At 70.2% G+C, this 15,186-nt stretch carries 17 protein-coding genes; 9 read left to right on the top strand and 8 right to left on the bottom strand.

Features of this window, described 5'->3' with window-relative positions; genetic code table 11:
* The first annotated feature begins 138 nt into the window (after window positions 1-138).
* On the top strand, window positions 139-294 hold the full coding sequence (locus tag ACE3T2_RS17175; RefSeq protein ID WP_374659547.1) for a hypothetical protein: 156 nt from the start codon (window positions 139-141) through the stop codon (window positions 292-294).
* 287 nt (window positions 295-581) lie between these two features.
* Window positions 582-1,376, top strand: a complete 795-nt coding sequence (locus tag ACE3T2_RS17170) for a TSUP family transporter (protein ID WP_374659545.1) — start codon at window positions 582-584, stop codon at window positions 1,374-1,376.
* Here ACE3T2_RS17170 and ACE3T2_RS17165 read toward each other — a convergent pair.
* Both ACE3T2_RS17165 and ACE3T2_RS17160 read right to left on the bottom strand, forming a co-directional pair.
* Window positions 1,373-1,873, bottom strand: coding sequence for a DUF805 domain-containing protein (locus ACE3T2_RS17165; protein WP_374659543.1), 501 nt, complete (start codon window positions 1,871-1,873; stop codon window positions 1,373-1,375). The genes ACE3T2_RS17170 and ACE3T2_RS17165 overlap by 4 nt on opposite strands.
* 225 nt (window positions 1,874-2,098) lie before the next feature.
* On the bottom strand, window positions 2,099-2,974 hold the full coding sequence (locus ACE3T2_RS17160; RefSeq protein WP_374659541.1) for a DMT family transporter: 876 nt from the start codon (window positions 2,972-2,974) through the stop codon (window positions 2,099-2,101).
* A gap of 124 nt (window positions 2,975-3,098) precedes the next feature.
* On the opposite strand from ACE3T2_RS17160, the gene ACE3T2_RS17155 reads away from it, so the two are divergent.
* Window positions 3,099-3,692: a hypothetical protein gene (locus ACE3T2_RS17155; protein ID WP_374659539.1), complete on the top strand. Its 594-nt coding sequence runs from the start codon at window positions 3,099-3,101 to the stop codon at window positions 3,690-3,692.
* 3 nt (window positions 3,693-3,695) lie between these two features.
* On the opposite strand, the gene ACE3T2_RS17150 is transcribed toward ACE3T2_RS17155, so the two are convergent.
* The gene (locus ACE3T2_RS17150; protein ID WP_374659537.1) at window positions 3,696-4,181 is read right to left on the bottom strand and encodes an Lrp/AsnC family transcriptional regulator; all 486 of its coding nucleotides are present in this window, start codon (window positions 4,179-4,181) and stop codon (window positions 3,696-3,698) included.
* A gap of 113 nt (window positions 4,182-4,294) precedes the next feature.
* On the opposite strand from ACE3T2_RS17150, the gene ACE3T2_RS17145 reads away from it, so the two are divergent.
* Genes ACE3T2_RS17145 through ACE3T2_RS17135 form a run of 3 tightly spaced genes read left to right on the top strand, consistent with a single transcriptional unit; the run spans window position 4,295 to window position 7,981 of the window.
* On the top strand, window positions 4,295-5,308 hold the full coding sequence (locus ACE3T2_RS17145; protein ID WP_374659535.1) for an arginine N-succinyltransferase: 1,014 nt from the start codon (window positions 4,295-4,297) through the stop codon (window positions 5,306-5,308).
* Entirely contained in the window at window positions 5,295-6,704 is a 1,410-nt protein-coding gene (gene astD, locus ACE3T2_RS17140) for a succinylglutamate-semialdehyde dehydrogenase (RefSeq protein WP_374659533.1), read from the top strand. Before ACE3T2_RS17145 ends, astD begins: the two co-directional genes overlap by 14 nt.
* The gene (locus ACE3T2_RS17135) at window positions 6,701-7,981 is read left to right on the top strand and encodes an N-succinylarginine dihydrolase (RefSeq protein WP_374659531.1); all 1,281 of its coding nucleotides are present in this window, start codon (window positions 6,701-6,703) and stop codon (window positions 7,979-7,981) included. The genes astD and ACE3T2_RS17135 overlap by 4 nt, the downstream gene beginning before the upstream one ends.
* 52 nt (window positions 7,982-8,033) lie before the next feature.
* On the opposite strand, the gene ACE3T2_RS17130 is transcribed toward ACE3T2_RS17135, so the two are convergent.
* Window positions 8,034-9,035, bottom strand: a complete 1,002-nt coding sequence (locus ACE3T2_RS17130; protein ID WP_374659529.1) for a YeiH family protein — start codon at window positions 9,033-9,035, stop codon at window positions 8,034-8,036.
* Window positions 9,032-9,271: a DUF6356 family protein gene (locus ACE3T2_RS17125; protein WP_374659527.1), complete on the bottom strand. Its 240-nt coding sequence runs from the start codon at window positions 9,269-9,271 to the stop codon at window positions 9,032-9,034. The genes ACE3T2_RS17130 and ACE3T2_RS17125 overlap by 4 nt, the downstream gene beginning before the upstream one ends.
* Before the next feature lie 114 nt (window positions 9,272-9,385).
* On the opposite strand from ACE3T2_RS17125, the gene ACE3T2_RS17120 reads away from it, so the two are divergent.
* Entirely contained in the window at window positions 9,386-9,856 is a 471-nt protein-coding gene (locus tag ACE3T2_RS17120) for an Lrp/AsnC family transcriptional regulator (protein ID WP_374659525.1), read from the top strand.
* 129 nt (window positions 9,857-9,985) lie between these two features.
* On the opposite strand, the gene ACE3T2_RS17115 is transcribed toward ACE3T2_RS17120, so the two are convergent.
* Window positions 9,986-10,336: an endonuclease domain-containing protein gene (locus ACE3T2_RS17115; RefSeq protein WP_374659523.1), complete on the bottom strand. Its 351-nt coding sequence runs from the start codon at window positions 10,334-10,336 to the stop codon at window positions 9,986-9,988.
* Between the two features lie 156 nt (window positions 10,337-10,492).
* Here ACE3T2_RS17115 and ACE3T2_RS17110 point away from each other — a divergent pair, with 156 nt between their 5' ends.
* Window positions 10,493-11,893 carry an AMP-binding protein gene (locus tag ACE3T2_RS17110; RefSeq protein WP_374659521.1) on the top strand — a complete coding sequence of 467 codons (1,401 nt, stop codon included), beginning with the start codon at window positions 10,493-10,495 and terminating at the stop codon, window positions 11,891-11,893.
* A 3-nt stretch (window positions 11,894-11,896) separates the two neighbouring features.
* On the opposite strand, the gene ACE3T2_RS17105 is transcribed toward ACE3T2_RS17110, so the two are convergent.
* Window positions 11,897-12,664 carry a helix-turn-helix domain-containing protein gene (locus ACE3T2_RS17105; protein ID WP_374659519.1) on the bottom strand — a complete coding sequence of 256 codons (768 nt, stop codon included), beginning with the start codon at window positions 12,662-12,664 and terminating at the stop codon, window positions 11,897-11,899.
* 91 nt (window positions 12,665-12,755) lie between these two features.
* On the opposite strand from ACE3T2_RS17105, the gene ACE3T2_RS17100 reads away from it, so the two are divergent.
* On the top strand, window positions 12,756-14,012 hold the full coding sequence (locus ACE3T2_RS17100; RefSeq protein ID WP_374659517.1) for an MFS transporter: 1,257 nt from the start codon (window positions 12,756-12,758) through the stop codon (window positions 14,010-14,012).
* A gap of 4 nt (window positions 14,013-14,016) precedes the next feature.
* Here ACE3T2_RS17100 and ACE3T2_RS17095 read toward each other — a convergent pair whose 3' ends face one another.
* Window positions 14,017-15,111, bottom strand: a complete 1,095-nt coding sequence (locus ACE3T2_RS17095; RefSeq protein ID WP_374659515.1) for an SO2930 family diheme c-type cytochrome — start codon at window positions 15,109-15,111, stop codon at window positions 14,017-14,019.
* Window positions 15,112-15,186: the final 75 nt, after the last annotated feature.

Genomic DNA, 15,186 nt, shown 5'->3' with positions numbered 1-15,186 from the left:
CATGAGTGTCTGATCCACCGTCGTCTTGAGCCCCGCCTCCGACCCTGCGTATGGACTCCAACGAAAAGCGCCTGGCCCTCCGGCCGGGCGCTTACGGCTGCCTCATCGCTTGACAAATGGACATGAGTGAAGGGGGAGATGCGCATCGTCGTAGACTTCGCCCCGAAACACGGCGGCTGCGAGGTCACGATGAGCTTTGCGGACCTGCCGCCGGGGCTCAGCGCGCAGGACAACGAACTGGGCGCAAGGCTCAGCCTGCAGCAGCTGGCGCGGCGGTTTCAGGTGCGCAGATGAGCGTCTTTATTAGGGAGTTCTTTCCAAGGCGCTGATTTTACACAATTTTACAGCCGTAATATTTCCCATTTTGGGGAATTGAAGTGTTGAATGCGGCGCCTGTTGCGCTCATGACATGATGTGGGCGGACGCAAGCCCCCAGCTCTCGGCGGTTCCCAACAGCCGCCGTTGGCCCGCTCCAGGCGTCGCATCGCAGCCGATGCGGCGCCTGTACTGGCGTCGGCGCTCGCCCGGTGGCCCGAGAGCGCGCATCGGCCTATATCGGCCCCTTACGGAGGGCCGGCGTCTTGTTTGCGGATTTGGGACCTGAGGCGATCGCGCTGTTGTGCGCGGCGGCGCTGGCGGCCGGCTTCGTCGATGCGATCGCCGGCGGCGGCGGACTGATCACCGTGCCGGCGCTGCTGGCCGCGGGCCTGGATCCGGTCTCGGCCATCGCCACCAACAAGGTGCAGGGCAGCGTGGGCACCGCGTCGGCGACCTGGACGTTCTGGCGGGCGGGCAAGCTGGACCTGCACGCCATCCGGTTGTCCCTGCTGCTGACCCTGGTGGGGGCGGCGCTGGGCTCCGTGGCGGTGAGCCTGGTCGACACCCGCTGGCTGATGCTGCTGCTGCCGGCGCTGCTGATCGCCATCGCGCTCTATTTCCTGCTGGCGCCCAAGGTCGGCGAAGAGGACCGGCATGCCCGGCTGGGGCCGCTGGCCTACGGCCTGGTGGCGGGCGGCATCGGCTTCTACGACGGGTTCTTCGGTCCCGGGGCGGGGTCGTTCTACACGCTCAGCCTGGTGACCTTGCTGGGCATGGGGCTGATCCGGGCGACGGCGCACACCAAGGCGCTGAACCTGACCAGCAACCTGGTCTCGGTGGTCGTGCTGGGCCTGGGCGGGCATGTGGTCTGGGCGCTCGGCGGGGCCATGGCGGCGGGGCAGTTCATCGGCGGGCGGCTGGGCTCGCGCGCGGCGATGCGCTGGGGGCCGGCGCTGATCCGGCCGCTGCTGGTGGCGATCTCGCTGCTGATGACCGCCAAGCTGCTGTCGGACCCGGCCAACCCGCTGCGGATGATGGCCGCCGGGTTCGTCCGCTAGGTCGGGCTGAAGTCCCAGACGTCGGGCGCAGGGCCGTACCGGTTCGGCCCGGGCGTGCCGTCACGGGCCAGCATGACCAGCAGCCCGCCGAGCGTCGCCAGATAGACGAGGTTGTTGGCGAACAATCCCGCGACGAGCCAGGTGTCGGCCACGCCGAGCGCGTAGTTGGTCAGGGCGCGCGGAAAGCCGACGACGTCGATGGCGACGAACGGCAGGGGCATCAGGCCCCAGAGGCCGCTCTCGTCGCGGTCGTGCAGGCGGCGGGTCACGGCGGCGGCCAGCAGGGCGACGGCGACGGCGACCGCGACGCCCAGCCAGACGTCCAGACCGGCATAGGCCGGCCCGGCGCCCAACCGCGCGAACAGGGCCACGCAGGCGCCGAGGGCGAGCATGGCCAGGATCAGCACGATGAAGGCGTATGGCCAGAAGGCCTCCGGCGCGTCCCGTCCCGAAAACCGCGTCGTGCGCGCTATGCCGCTTTGAAACTCTGCAATCATCTCCGCCCCCGGGGCGCGGGAGATTGCGGCGATCGCCGTCGGAACGCAACGAGACGGTTAACGTCCGCGCCCGACGACGCAGGACGCCATTGCTTACGGGGGGTTAGCCGATGTGCGGGGCGGCCGGCGGCGGTCCAAGGCGAGCGAATCGGCCCGAACCGCCAGGGCCGACGGTGTGGCCGTGGGATCGAGGGGCGCGGCGCCGCGAGCCTGCGGACTGGCGGCTCAGGCGGGCGTCGGCGGGGGCGCCTCGCTGCGTTCGCCCAGCACGACGGCGAGGCTGCCGGCGATGATCATCGCCCCGCCGAAGCCGAGGGCCCAGGTCAGGTGGTCGCCGAACAGGGCGACGCCGATGATCGCGCCCATCAGCGGTTCGATGTTGATGAAGACGCCGGCGCTGGCCGCCCCGACCCTGGCCGAGCCGAACTGCCAGGCGGCGGTGGCCAGCAGGGTCGACAGCACGCCCTGACCAGCGATCCCGGCCCAGGCCGCCGGGCTGAGCGACAGGGGCGGGGCTCCGTGCATGACAAGGGCGATCGGCAGGATAGTCGCCCCGGCGATGACGATAGTGACGGCGGGCAGGGCCATGGGCGTGGGCGAGGCCGGGGCGCGGCGCAGGACCAGCAGCCAAGCCAGGAAGATCAGCAGCGAGACGAGGGACAGGGCCACGCCGAGCGGCGAGCCTGCACCTTCGGGCTTGCCGGCGATCAGGGCGGCGCCGAGGGTGGCTGCGGCCACGCCCGCCCAGGAGATGGCGGTGACGCGCTCGCCCAGCAGCCGGGCGGAAACGGCGATCAGGGCCGGCATGGCCCCGACCAGCAGCGCCGCCAGGGTGACGCTGACGTGCGAAAGGCCCTCGAACTGGACGATGAAGGCGACGCCGTAGAGCACGCCGGCGGCCACCACGACCGGCGAGCGGAAGAGCGCACGGGCTTCGGGCGTCTTCACGGCGAAGGGCAGGGCCGCCAGGGCGGCGACCATGAAGCGCAGCAGCACGGTGTGGGCGGCCGGGGCCTCCTGCATGGCGAACTTGCCGAGCGGGAAGCCGAGGCCCCAGAACACGCCGGCGGCGATCAGGGCGAGGAAGGCGATGCGCTGCATGGCCGCTTCCTGCCGCAGTTCGGCGGGCTTTTCGAGGGGCGCGGGTGCGGCTGCTGACACCCAGGTGGCGGCAGCGCGCGGGCGGGACTGGCGCAGGCTAGCTTTTCGCGCGAGGGTGGCGCCCGTGCAGACTGGGGAGGCCATGATGTTTGCAGAGCTGCTGATGTCGGCGGGCCTGGCGGCCGCCTGGCAGGCGCCCGCGCCGCCGCCGCCGGAACAGTTTACGGCCAACTGTCAGGAGTCGGCCTATGCGACCGATCACCTGGTCTGCGCCGACGCCGAACTGCGCGGGCTCGATCTGGAGCTGAAGGCGCTGATCAATACGCTGCCGCCCATGCGGATGGCGGGGTCGCCGCTGATGGAGGGACAGGGCGAGTGGTTCAAGCGCCGCAGCCTGTGCGCCAAGCAGGCCGACCACGCCGGTTGCGCCAGGGCGGCCTATCGCGAGCGGATCCGCGTGCTGGCCAGCCTGTCCGAAGCGGTCGATGCGAGCGCGCAGGCGACGCGCTGCGTGGGCCTGCCTGAGAAGGGATATCGCGCCCAGTACTTCAGCACCCGGCTGGTGCTCTACAGGCTGAACGGCGAGCCGATGGCCTCGGCCCTGCCAGCCAAGGCCGGGGAGGCCTGGACGCCGTTCACGACCTACACCGTCACCTCGAACGGCTTCCGCCTGGGCGGCGCCGGCGGATTGGACGCGCGCTGCACCCCGGGCCCGTAGGTTTCAGCGTCGGCTGGCCGTCACCGGTGCGCCGCGGAACGGCTTGGCGTCCTTCATCAGGATGTGCGAGGCGATCTTGTCGACGCCCAGGCCCTCCTGCAGCAGCCGGTCGGCAAGCTCGCCCCAGGCGCGGACGTCCGGGCAGACGGCCTTGATCAGATAGTCGAAGGGGCCGGAGACCTGCGCCGCCTCGACCACCTCGGGAATGTCGGCGAGCACGGCCTCGAACTGCAGCAGGTCGGCCGGGCGGTGGCTCTTCAGCGTCACCTCGCCATAGACGGTGACGGTGGGCCGGATGGCCTCGATGTCGAGCCGGGCGTGGTAGCCGAGGATCAGGCGTTCAGCCTCCAGGCGGCGCATGCGGGCCAGACAGGCGCTGGGCGAGAGCGCCACCTTGTCGGCCAGGGCCTGATTGGTGATGCGGCCGTCGGCCTGGAGAATCGAGAGGATCTTCAGGTCGATCCGGTCGAGTGAAGGATATCCGTCCAAGCCCAGGCCTCGCCGCAGGTTCTGCGGCCGACCAGTTGGTCTTCCGCCGCCCATTTCGCAGAATCCCTAGCACACTAACGGTCAAAGGCTGCGATCATTCTGCGGAGGCGCCATTGATCACCCCCGGCGTCGTCATCCGTCCCGCTGCTGCGAGCGACCTCGAAGCCCTGCACGCCCTTGCGCTCAGCGCCGGTCTCGGCATGACCAATCTGCCGCCTTGTCGCGAACGGCTGGGCGGGCTTCTGGCGAACAGCGCGGCGGCCCTGAACGGGGATCGCAAGGCCGGCAGCCAGATCCTGCTGGTGATGGAGGCGGCGGGCGAGGTGGTCGGCACCGGCTGCATCTTTCCCAGCGTCGGCGGCGACTGGCCGTTCTATTCCTATCGTATCGGGCGGCTGCGCCAGACCTCGCAGGCGCTGGGCAAGGTGGTGGAGAACACCATCCTGACCCCGGTCAACGACTATGACGGTTCGGCGGAGGTCGGCGGGCTGTTCGTACGGCCGGGGCTGCGCGGCCTGGCGGGCGGGCGGCTGATGGCGCGCTCGCGCTACCTGTTCATGGCCGAGCACCGCGACTGGTTCGGCGACCGGGTGGTCTCGGAGCTGCGCGGCTTCCAGGAGGACGACGGCCGCTGCCCGTTCTGGGAAGCGGTGGGGCGCAAGTTCTACGGCCTGGAGTTCAAGGAGGCCGACCGGATCAGCGTCGGCGCCGGCAAGCAGGTCATCGCCGATCTGGGGCCGAAATATCCGATCTATCTCAACCTGTTGCCGCCGGACGCCGTGCAGTCCGTGGGCAAGTTCCATCCGGACGGATCGCGGGCGCACGCGCTGCTGACCGAGGAAGGGTTCCGGTTCGAGGGCTGCATCGACATCTTCGACGCCGGCCCGACCATGGTGGCCGACATCGATAGCCTGCGGGCGGTGCGCGACAGCCGCATCACCAGGGTGGCTGAGGTCGGCCCCTGCGAGGACGGGCCCGAGGTGCTGGCCTGCCATGGCGCGGTCGAGAGCTTCCGCGCCTCGCGCGGGCAGGTGCAGTGGACAGGGGAAGAGCTGCGGGTCAGCCCGGAGCTGGCCCAGGCGCTCAAGGTTCAACCTGGAGACACGATCCGCCATGTCGAATTCTGAGATCATCTCCACCGATCCCTGCACGGGCGAGGTCGTCTGGCGCGGCGCGGCGAGCGCGCCGGCCGAACTGGACGGCGTTCTGGCGCGGGCGCGGGCGGGCTTTTCCGCCTGGGCGGCGCGGCCGCTGGAGGAGCGTCATGCGGTGGCGCGGGCCTTTGCAGAGCTCGCCAAGTCGCGGCGCGAGGAGATCGCCCGGCTGCTGAGCCGCGAGACCGGCAAGCCGTTCTGGGAGACGCTGACCGAGGCCGACACCGTCGCCGGCAAGGTCGAGGTCTCGATCAGAGCCCAGGCCGAGCGCACGGGGGAGAAGGCCAGCGAGGTCGCGGGCGGCCAGGCGCGGCTGGCGCATCGGCCGCACGGCGTGTTGGCGGTGATCGGCCCCTTCAATTTCCCTATGCACCTGCCGAACGGGCACATCGCGCCGGCGCTGATCGCCGGCAACGCGGTGGTGTTCAAGCCGAGCGAGAAGACCCCGGCGAGCGGCCTGCTGCTGGTCGAGCTGTGGCGGCAGGCCGGCGTACCGGACGAGGTGTTGCAGACGGTGATCGGCGAGGCGGAGATCGCCAAGGCGCTCGTCGTTCATCCGGAGATCGACGGGGTGCTGTTCACCGGCGGCGTCGCGGCCGGCCGGGCGATCCACATGGCCTTGGCCGACCAGCCGCAGAAGATCGTCGCGCTGGAGCTGGGCGGCAACAACCCGCTGATCGCCTGGGACGTGGATGACGCCGAGAGCGCGGCGCACCTGATCGTGCAGTCGGCCTTCGTCTCGGCCGGGCAGCGCTGTTCCTGCGCGCGGCGGCTGATCGTGCCCAAGGGCGCGGCAGGCGAGCGGATGGTCGAGGCCCTGACCGCGGTGATGGATCGCATCCTGGTCGGCGCGCCGTTCGACGAGCCGGCGCCGTTCATGGGGCCGGTGATCGACCTTGGCAGCGCGCAGAACCTGCTGGAGGCCCAGCGGCGGCTGGGCGGCACGGCGATCCGCCAGATGCGCCAGCCCGACGGCGAGCGGCCGTTCCTGACGCCGGGCCTTGTCGACGTGACGGGCGTGCAGATCCCCGACATCGAGCATTTCGGGCCGCTGCTGAAGGTGACCCGGGCCGCCGACTGGGACGAGGCGATCGCGGCGGCCAACGCCACGCGCTTCGGCCTGGCTGCGGGGCTGCTGTCTGACGACGAGGCGCGCTATCGCGATTTCTGGAACCGCGCGCGGGCCGGTATCGTCAACTGGAACCGGCCGACCACCGGGGCGGCGGCCACCGCGCCGTTCGGCGGGCCCGGCCTGTCGGGCAACCACCGGCCCAGCGCCTATTACGCCGCCGACTATTGCGCCTATCCGGTCGCCAGCATGGAGGCGGCCGAGGTGAAGTTCCGCATCGGCGCAGGACTGGCCGCGTGAGCGCTGTAGAGATCAATTTCGACGGCCTGCCGGGACCGACCCATAACTATGCCGGCCTGTCGGTCGGCAACGTCGCCAGCCAGACCAATTTCGGCGAGACCTCCTATCCGCGCGCGGCCGCCCTGCAGGGCCTCGCCAAGATGCGCAGGCTGATGGAGCTGGGCCTGACCCAGGGCTTCCTGCCGCCGCCGAAGCGGCCGGCGGCCCACGCGCTGCGGGCGTTCGGTTTCGCCGGGAGCGAGGACGAAGTTCTGGCCGCCGCCGCCGAGCAGGACCTTGGCCTCTTCCGCGCGGCCTGCTCGGCCTCGAGCATGTGGCGGGCCAATGCGGCGACCGTGCTGGCCGCCCCCGACACCGGGGACGGGCGGGTGCATCTGGTCACCGCCAATCTCGCCGGCATGTTGCACCGGAGCTTCGAGGCGGAGGAGACCTTCGCCCTGCTGAAACGCGTGTTCTCGAACGCGGACCGCTTCGCCGTGCACGGACCGCTGCCCAGCGCCCGGCACTTCGGCGACGAGGGCGCGGCCAACCACATGCGGCTGGCGGCCAGCCACGGGGCGCCGGGCCTGAACGTGTTCGCGCACGGCGAGGCCAGCCGCGGCGGGTCGTTTCCCGAACGCCAGAGCCTGCCGGCGAGCCAGGCGGTGGCGCGGCTGGCCGGCCTGGAGGGCGCGCGAACCTTCTACGCCCTGCAGAACCAGGGCGCGGTGCAAGCCGGAGCCTTCCACAACGACGTGGTGGCGGTGGCCAACGCCAATGTCCTGTTCGCCCACCCTGAGGCGTTCGCCGATCCAGCGCGGCTCTATCGCGACCTGCACGCCAGGCTGCCGAACCTGAAGGTGGTCGAGATCTTTGGGGTCAGCCTGGCGGACGCGGTGTCGTCCTATCTGTTCAACAGCCAGCTGGTCAGCCTGCCGGACGGCGGCATGGCGCTGATCCTGCCGTCGGACGCCAAGGAGAACGCGGCCGCCTGGGCGGCGGTCGAGGCGGTGCTGGCGGCCGACAACCCGATCACCCAGGCCGTCGTGGTCGATGTGCGCGAGAGCATGCGCAACGGCGGCGGGCCTGCCTGCCTGCGGCTGCGCGTCCCGGTGGACGGGGCGGCGCGGGCCGCCATCGACCCGCGCTTCATCCTGGACGCCGCGCGCTGGGAGAGCCTGGCGCGGGTGGTCGAGGCGCACTGGCCCGAGAAGATCGCGCCCGACGACCTCGTGAAGCCCGACCTGTGGGCGCAGGCGCGCGAGGCGCACGCGGCGCTGGAGGCTGCGATCGGTTAGCCCGGACGGGTGCGGGGGAGCTCCCGCCCGGGCGGACGCCGCGCGACAGGAGCTATCGCACGAGCGTCAGACTGACGGCGGCCGCGAGCAGGGCGATGACGCCGGTCGCAGTCGCGAGGGTCCAGGCCAGCTTCGGCTCGATCCGCATCAGGTCGCGTGGGGCGACCTGGGCAGAGATGGCGGCGACGCCGCCGAGCAGCAGCAGTTGCGAGATCGTGGCCAGGACCGGCAGCAGGGCGGCGGGGATCAGGCCGAAGCTGCGCGCCGCCATCAGGGCCGCGAAGGCCCAGACGAACAGCGGCGGAGCGGGGAAGCGGCGCTGGCCGGCGCTGGCGCCCATCGACAGCGCCACGGCGACCACCACCGGGCCGAGCCACAGGATGCGCGAGAGCTTGGAAAGGGCGGCCGAGGCCTCCGTCGTCGGCGAGACCGACGAGCCGGCGGCCACCACCTGGGCGACGTCGTGGATCGAGAGGCCGAGGAAGACGCCGGTCTGGCGCTCGCTGAAGCCGAGATGGCGGGCGATCAGCGGATAGGCGACCATGGCGATGGTCGAGAGCAGGTTGACCCCGACCACGACCAGGGCGGTCGTGCGGCGGCTGGCCTCGCTTTCGGGCAGGGCGCTGGAGGCGGCCATGGCGGCCGAGGCGCCGCAGATCGAGACGGCGCTGGCGGCGATCAGCGCCTCGACCAGCGGCAGGCCGAGCAGCAGGCCAAGGCCGGTCCCAGCCCCGAGGCTGGCCATCACCACCCCGCCGCTGGCCAGCGCCACCGGCAGGCCGAGGGCGGCAAGCTCGGCCCAGGCGATCTGGGCGCCCAGCAGGGCGACGCCGGTTCGCAGGCCGGGCCGGGCCCAGAGCGACAGGCCGGGGGCGAGAGCGCCCGACCAGCCGAGCAGGCCGACGCCCATGCCTGCGACGGCGGCCAGCACCGGGGCGGGAAAGCCGGTGGCGCGGCCGACCAGCAGGGCGCAGGCGGCGATCAGGCCGACCAGGGCCGCGCCCGCGGCCGGATGGCGCGAGGCCGAAACGCCGCCGGCGGCGAGATGAGTCACGCCTGGAGCGCCTTGCGAGAGGCGGTCTCGGCGGCGCGGCTGCGGGCCGACATCTGGGCGTGCAGGCGCTGGACGCACTGGCTGGCGGTCTTTTCGAACCAGAACGGGAAGATGGCGTGGACCAGGCAGGCGGCGCCGGCGGTGATCATGGTCGCCCCGAAGGTCCCGGCCTGAGCGAGGTGCTCGCCATAGGTCTCGCCGACCGATTCCGGGTGCCGGTTGAACGCGTCCAGCATAGGGCTCTCCATACTCGCCAGGAGACGCAAGGGTCGCGCCGTTCGCGGAGAAAGGCGTTGTCGATCTTTCGGCGATCTTGCAGAAAAGGAGAATTCAGTTCTCCGGAGGCGGTTTTGGGCGGATCATCTGTTTCCCTGGATGCGATAGATCGGCGAATCCTGCGCGAACTGCAGGGCGACGCGACCATTCCCGTCGCCGAGCTGGCCGAGCGGGTGGGGCTGTCGCAGACGCCGTGCTGGAAGCGGGTCAAGCGGCTGACGGACGAGGGGGTGATCGCGCGCAAGGTGGCCCTGCTGGATCGCGAGAAGCTGGACCTGGGACTGGTGGTGTTCGTGTCGCTGAAGACCAACCGCCACGACGAGGAATGGCTGGCCCAGTTCGCCAAGGGCGCGTCCGCCCTGCCGGAGGTCGTGGAGATCTACCGGCTGGCAGGCGAGACCGATTATCTGCTGAAGGTGATGGTCTCGGACATCGCCGCCTATGACCGCTTCTACAAGCGCCTGATCGCCACCGCGCCGCTGGACGACGTGAGCTCGGCGTTTGCGATGGAGCAGATCAAGTTCACGACGGCGCTGCCGTTGTAGGGGAGTCAATGTCCCCTTCAGTCGGCCATGCGGCCGACAGCTCCCCCAGAGGGGGAGCATCTTGAGCGCCTAGATCCTCCCCCTCTGGGGGAGGTGGATCGGTGCGAAGCACCGAGACGGAGGGGGACTTTAGTCCTGTAAGACTTGGCGGATCGTCGCGATCGCGTCGTCGACGTCGTCCAGCACCAGAGCAGCGGGTATCCGCAATGTTCTGACGCCTTGCTCCGCCAACCAGGCATCTCGCCGTTCGTCCCGCTCGGGCCGATTTCCAGTTCCATGCGTATGGCCATCGACCTCCACACACAGCTTGGCGGCGTCGCAGTAGAAGTCGAGGATGTAGGGACCGAGCGGGTGCTGGCGGCGAAAGTGAAGGCTGTCGACTTTGCGGCCCTTCAAGGCCCGCCAGAGCAGAACCTCAGGCAAGGTCATCCGGCGTCGTAGGGCAAGCGCAAGTCGCCGCGTCTGTTCCGGAGCTTCCATGCGGTGGTCTCCCAACAAGCTGAGCTTTGGTGGCGCCGGCCGAGTATGGAGTCAAAGTCCCCCTCAGTCGGCCGTTCGGCCGACAGCTCCCCCAGAGGGGGAGCATCTGGAGGGCGCGCTCTTCTCGCGTCGGGAAAGACCCGCTAGGCAGGGGCCATGAACCTCTATGACCTGCTCGCTTCGCGTTTTCCGGACGATCGTTCCAAGCCGGCGTTCCTGACGCCCGACGGGCGCGCGGTCAGCTATGGGGCGCTGGAGGAGGACGTGGCGCGGACCGCGGCGCTGCTGGTGGAGCATGAGGTCGAGCCCGGCGATCGGGTGGGCCTGCAATCGGCCAAGAGCATCGAGGCGGTGGTCGTCTACCTGGCGACCCTGAAGGTGGGAGCGGTCTTCCTGCCGCTGAACACCGCCTATACCGAAAGCGAGGTCGACTACTTCATCGAGGACGCCGAGCCGGCGCTGTTCGTCGAGGATGCGGTGGAGCTGGTGGCCGACGCGCGCACGCGCGAGCCGTTGTGGGAGACCACGCCGCGGGAGGAGGGCGACCTCGCCTCGATCATCTACACCTCGGGCACCACCGGGCGCTCGAAGGGGGCGATGCTGAGCCACGGGAACCTGGCGGCCAACGCGCTGGCGCTGCACGCCGCGTGGGGGTTCTCGAGCGACGACGTGCTGCTGCACGCCCTGCCGATCTTTCATGTCCACGGCCTGTTCGTGGCGCTGCACTGCGCGTTCCTGTCGGGCGCGCCCATGGTGTGGCTGGAGAAGTATGACGACGCGCAGGTGCTGGCGGCCCTGCCGAAGTCGACGGTGATGATGGGGGTGCCGACCTTCTACACGCGGCTGCTGGCCAATCCCGGATTCACGCGGGAGACGGCCGAGCACATGCGGGTGTTCATCAGCGGCTCGGCGCCGCTGCTGGAATCGACCTTCGCCGAGTTCGAGGCTCGGACAGGCAAGCGGATTCTGGAGCGCTACGGCATGAGCGAGGCGGTGATCATCACCTCGAACCCGCTGGACGGCGAGCGGATCGCCGGCAGCGTCGGCTATCCGCTGCCGGGCGTAGAGCTGCGCATCGGTGGAGGTGAAGAGACCGGGGTCATCGAGATCAGAGGGCCGAGCGTGTTCGGCGGCTACTGGCGGATGCCCGAGAAGACCGCCGAGGAGTTCACCGCCGACGGCTTCTTCAAAACGGGCGACGTTGGGCGGCGGGACCCTGACGGACGCGTCTGGATCTCCGGCAGGGCCAAGGACCTGATCATCTCGGGCGGCTTCAACGTCTATCCGAAGGAGATCGAGCTGATCCTCGACGAGATGGAGGGTGTGAGCGAGAGCGCCGTGATCGGCCTTCCGCACGCCGACTTCGGCGAGGCGGTGACGGCGGTGGTGATCGGGTCGGGCGACGAAGCCGCGATCATCGCGGCGCTGCGCGAGAAGCTGGCGGCGTTCAAGGCGCCCAAGAAGGTGTTCTTCGTCGACGAACTGCCGCGCAACGCCATGGGCAAGGTGCAGAAGAACGTGCTGCGCGAACGCTATGCGGGGACATACGACCGCTAGCCGTCACCCCAGATAGCGGCTCGGTGCGACGCCGAGCAGGCGTTTAAACATGGTAGCGAAAGCCGCGGGGCTCTCGTAGCCGAGGTCGAGGGCGATGGCGGTGACCGGCTCACCCGCCGCCAGCCGGGGCAGGGCGACCACCACGCAGGCCTGCTGGCGCCATTCGGCGAAGCTCATGCCGGTCTCGCGGCGGAAGGCGCGGGTGAAGGCGCGGCGGCCCATGCCGAGCTGAGCGCTCCAGGCGTCGATGGTGTCGTGTGGGCTGGGGGCTTCGAGAAAGGCGCGGCACTTGGCGGCGAGCGCCGGCGTGCTGGGGAAGGGCGTGGCCAGCGGGATCACCGGCGCGCGTTCGAGCTCGGTCAGCAGCAGGGCGATGACCAGGCCGTCGCGGCCGGCCTCGTCGTATTCGCGCGGCAGGTCGCTGGCCGCCAGCAGCAGGCTGCGCAGCAGGGGCGAGACCTCGATCACCTTGCTGCGCTCGCCCAGCGCCGGGCAGACCCCGGGCTCGATCAGCACGCCGCGGGTGGAGACCGAGCCTACCATCCGCACCGAATGGGGCACGGTCGGCGGCGTCCAGACCGCCCGCTCGGGCGGGGCGACCCAGGCGCCGTCGGGCGTGGAGACCGCAACCACGCCCCGGGCGGCATAGAGCAACTGGCCGCGGCGATGGCGGTGCCAGGCCAGCTCGAACGAGGGCGGATAGTCGTTGGCGATGGCCACGACGGGGCGGGGCGTGTCCTCGACGCTGTCAGGATTGAGCCAAACCGGCATGGTGTCCCACTCGCAAAACTATTCGACCCATACAGGAATGCGGGCGCTGCGCGAACGGCCTATGCGGAGCGTCCAGTTTGAGGAGGCTCGCATGAGCGGACAGAGCATCACGGCGGACAGCAAGGTTCAGGCGGCGGGAACGACGGCGTTCGGGGTCATCCTGGCGATCAGCTTCTGCCACCTGCTGAACGACATGATGCAGGCGCTGCTTCCGGCCATCTATCCGAACCTCAAGGCCGACCTCGGACTCACGTTCGGACAGATCGGGATCGTAACCCTGGCCTATCAGGTGACGGCCTCGATCCTGCAGCCGCTGATCGGGCTCTATGCGGACAAGCGGCCGACGCCGATGGCCCTGCCGGTCGGCACGCTGTTTTCGCTGGCGGGCCTGGCCGTGCTGTCGATCGCCCACACCTATGGGCTGGTCGTGGTCGGCGCCTGCCTGCTGGGCATGGGCTCGTCGGTCTTCCACCCGGAATCGAGCCGGGTGGCGCGGATGGCGGCAGGCGGGCGACATGGCCTGGCCCAGTCGCTGTTCCAGGTCGGCGGCAACGCCGGCTCGGCGCTCGGCCCGCTGGCCGCGGCGGTGGTGGTGGTGAAGTGGGGCCAGTCGAGCCTGATGTTCTTCGCCCTGTTGGCGCTGCTGTCGGGCGGTGTGCTGTGGAACGTGGCGAACTGGTACCGGACCCACGGGCTCTCGCGCCTGCAGGCCGCGGCTAAGAACGCCCAGATCGCTCCGCCGCCGGCCCGGCAGGTGGTGATCGGCATCTCGATCCTGCTGGCGCTGATCTTCTCGAAGTACGTCTATCTGGCCAGCCTGACCAACTACCTGACCTTCTACATGATCCATAAGTTCGGCAGCTCGGTTCAGGGGGCGCAGCTGCACCTCTTCCTGTTCCTGGGCGCGGTGGCGGCGGGCACCATCGCCGGCGGGCCGCTGGGCGACCGGTTCGGGCGCAAGTACGTGATCTGGTTCTCGATCCTGGGCGTGCTGCCGTTCAGCCTGCTGCTGCCGCTGGCGAGCGCCTTCTGGACCGGGCCGCTGATCGTGGTGATCGGGCTGATCCTGGCCTCGGCCTTCCCGGCGATCGTGGTCTACGCCCAGGAACTGGCGCCCGGGAAGGTGGGGATGATGTCGGGGATGCTGTTCGGCTTCTCGTTCGGCATGGGTGGGATCGGGGCTGCGGCCCTGGGCCTGCTGGCCGACGCGACGGACATCGAGACGGTCTACCGCGTCTGCGCCTTCCTGCCGGCCATCGGCCTGCTGGCGGCGTTCCTGCCGAAGATCGACAAGCACCCGCCGCTGTCCCAGACCCCTCCCGGGCTGGAGGCCGAGGCGGTTCCCTGACCGATCAGGGGCGTAGACTGCGGATATAATCGGAGACCAAGGCGACGCCTTCGTCGTGGACCACCGTGCGGCCGAGTTCGGGCATCATCACCCCGGGCTCGGTCGACTTCATCCGATGCAGCAGGATCGAATGGTCCGGATCGCCGGGAGCGATGGAGACCTCCAGCCCGCCCGAGCCGCGGCCGGCGGCGACCGGGCGCTTGCCGACGCCCATGGCGGCGGGACGCGTCTCCTCCAGGTCGAGGTTGAGCCCGGAGTTCGAGGCCATGCCGGCAGGGTTGTGGCAGTGGGCGCAATTGGCGTCGAGATAGGCGCGGGCGCGGTCGGCGACTGGGGCCGTGGCGTCGTCCCAGGCGGCCGCGCGAGGGGCGGCGGAGGGCGCTGGCGCGCCGGAGAGCAGGCCGGCGGCGCTCCAATGGGCGAGCTGGTTCCGCCGCCCGGCCGCGTAGGCGAAGTCGCCGTTGAGGTTGCGGGCCTTGGGGCCGATCGGGGCCAGTTCGCCGGAGAGCGAGTGGCATTCCTTGCACTGGTTGGCGTTGGGGACGGCGTAGTCGATCTGGCGCGCCTGGCCCTTGGCGTCGACGAAGGCGACGTCCAGGCGCGCGCCGGCGCGCTTGAGGCGGGCCTCGTCCTGGGCTTCGTTCCAGACATAGGTGAGGGCGGCCCAGCCGTCCGTCTGGCGGATCAGCAGGCGGGTTTCGACATAGCGGATGTTCTCGGAAGGTCGCCTGAAATCAGCAGGATAGGCGAAGGTCTTGACCAGGGTCGCCCCGACCGGGAAGTCGAAGGCGCCGACCGCGCGATAGGCGGCCTTGGTTCCCGGCGGCAGGTACACGAAGCGGAACTTCTCGGCGTAGTCGCTGAACAGCGGGGTGTTGAGCGCGTAGGGCGTCAGGCCCGCGTTCGGGGCGCGGGCGCGCGTGTCGGTGAAGAGGCGGTAGGCGCCGAGCGTCTGGGCTGGGCTCTCGGCCAGCAGGGCGGCGAGGTCGACCGGCGGCGGGGCCGGGGCGGCGCCGAGGCTGAGCGCGGCCGCGAGAATTGCGAATGCGCGATACCTGTCACCCCGGTTTCGGCCGCGAGGCCGAAGACCGGAACCCATGAACACTCGATGGGGTAGGAGATGGCGCGTTTTGTGTTTCACGGTCTGGGCTCAGGCGCGAATGGGTCCCGGCCT

It is taken from the genome of Phenylobacterium sp. (genome assembly GCF_041919955.1).
In the GTDB taxonomy this organism is placed as follows: Bacteria; Pseudomonadota; Alphaproteobacteria; order Caulobacterales; family Caulobacteraceae; genus Phenylobacterium.
The sequence above is the reverse complement of the archived record's forward strand: the minus strand, read 5'-3'. Positions and strand labels throughout refer to the sequence as shown.

What these genes read in the sequence shown, in the direction of transcription:
- ACE3T2_RS17175 (WP_374659547.1), top strand. Translation starts at nt 139, where the DNA reads ATGCGCATCGTCGTAGACTTCGCCCCGAAACACGGCGGCTGCGAGGTC.
- ACE3T2_RS17110 (WP_374659521.1), top strand. Translation starts at nt 10,493, where the DNA reads ATGAACCTCTATGACCTGCTCGCTTCGCGTTTTCCGGACGATCGTTCC.
- ACE3T2_RS17100 (WP_374659517.1), top strand. Translation starts at nt 12,756, where the DNA reads ATGAGCGGACAGAGCATCACGGCGGACAGCAAGGTTCAGGCGGCGGGA.
- ACE3T2_RS17165 (WP_374659543.1), bottom strand. Translation starts at nt 1,873, where the DNA reads ATGATTGCAGAGTTTCAAAGCGGCATAGCGCGCACGACGCGGTTTTCG.
- ACE3T2_RS17095 (WP_374659515.1), bottom strand. Translation starts at nt 15,111, where the DNA reads ATGGGTTCCGGTCTTCGGCCTCGCGGCCGAAACCGGGGTGACAGGTAT.
- ACE3T2_RS17115 (WP_374659523.1), bottom strand. Translation starts at nt 10,336, where the DNA reads ATGGAAGCTCCGGAACAGACGCGGCGACTTGCGCTTGCCCTACGACGC.
- astD (WP_374659533.1), top strand. Translation starts at nt 5,295, where the DNA reads ATGTCGAATTCTGAGATCATCTCCACCGATCCCTGCACGGGCGAGGTC.
- ACE3T2_RS17160 (WP_374659541.1), bottom strand. Translation starts at nt 2,974, where the DNA reads ATGCAGCGCATCGCCTTCCTCGCCCTGATCGCCGCCGGCGTGTTCTGG.
- ACE3T2_RS17105 (WP_374659519.1), bottom strand. Translation starts at nt 12,664, where the DNA reads ATGCCGGTTTGGCTCAATCCTGACAGCGTCGAGGACACGCCCCGCCCC.
- ACE3T2_RS17125 (WP_374659527.1), bottom strand. Translation starts at nt 9,271, where the DNA reads ATGCTGGACGCGTTCAACCGGCACCCGGAATCGGTCGGCGAGACCTAT.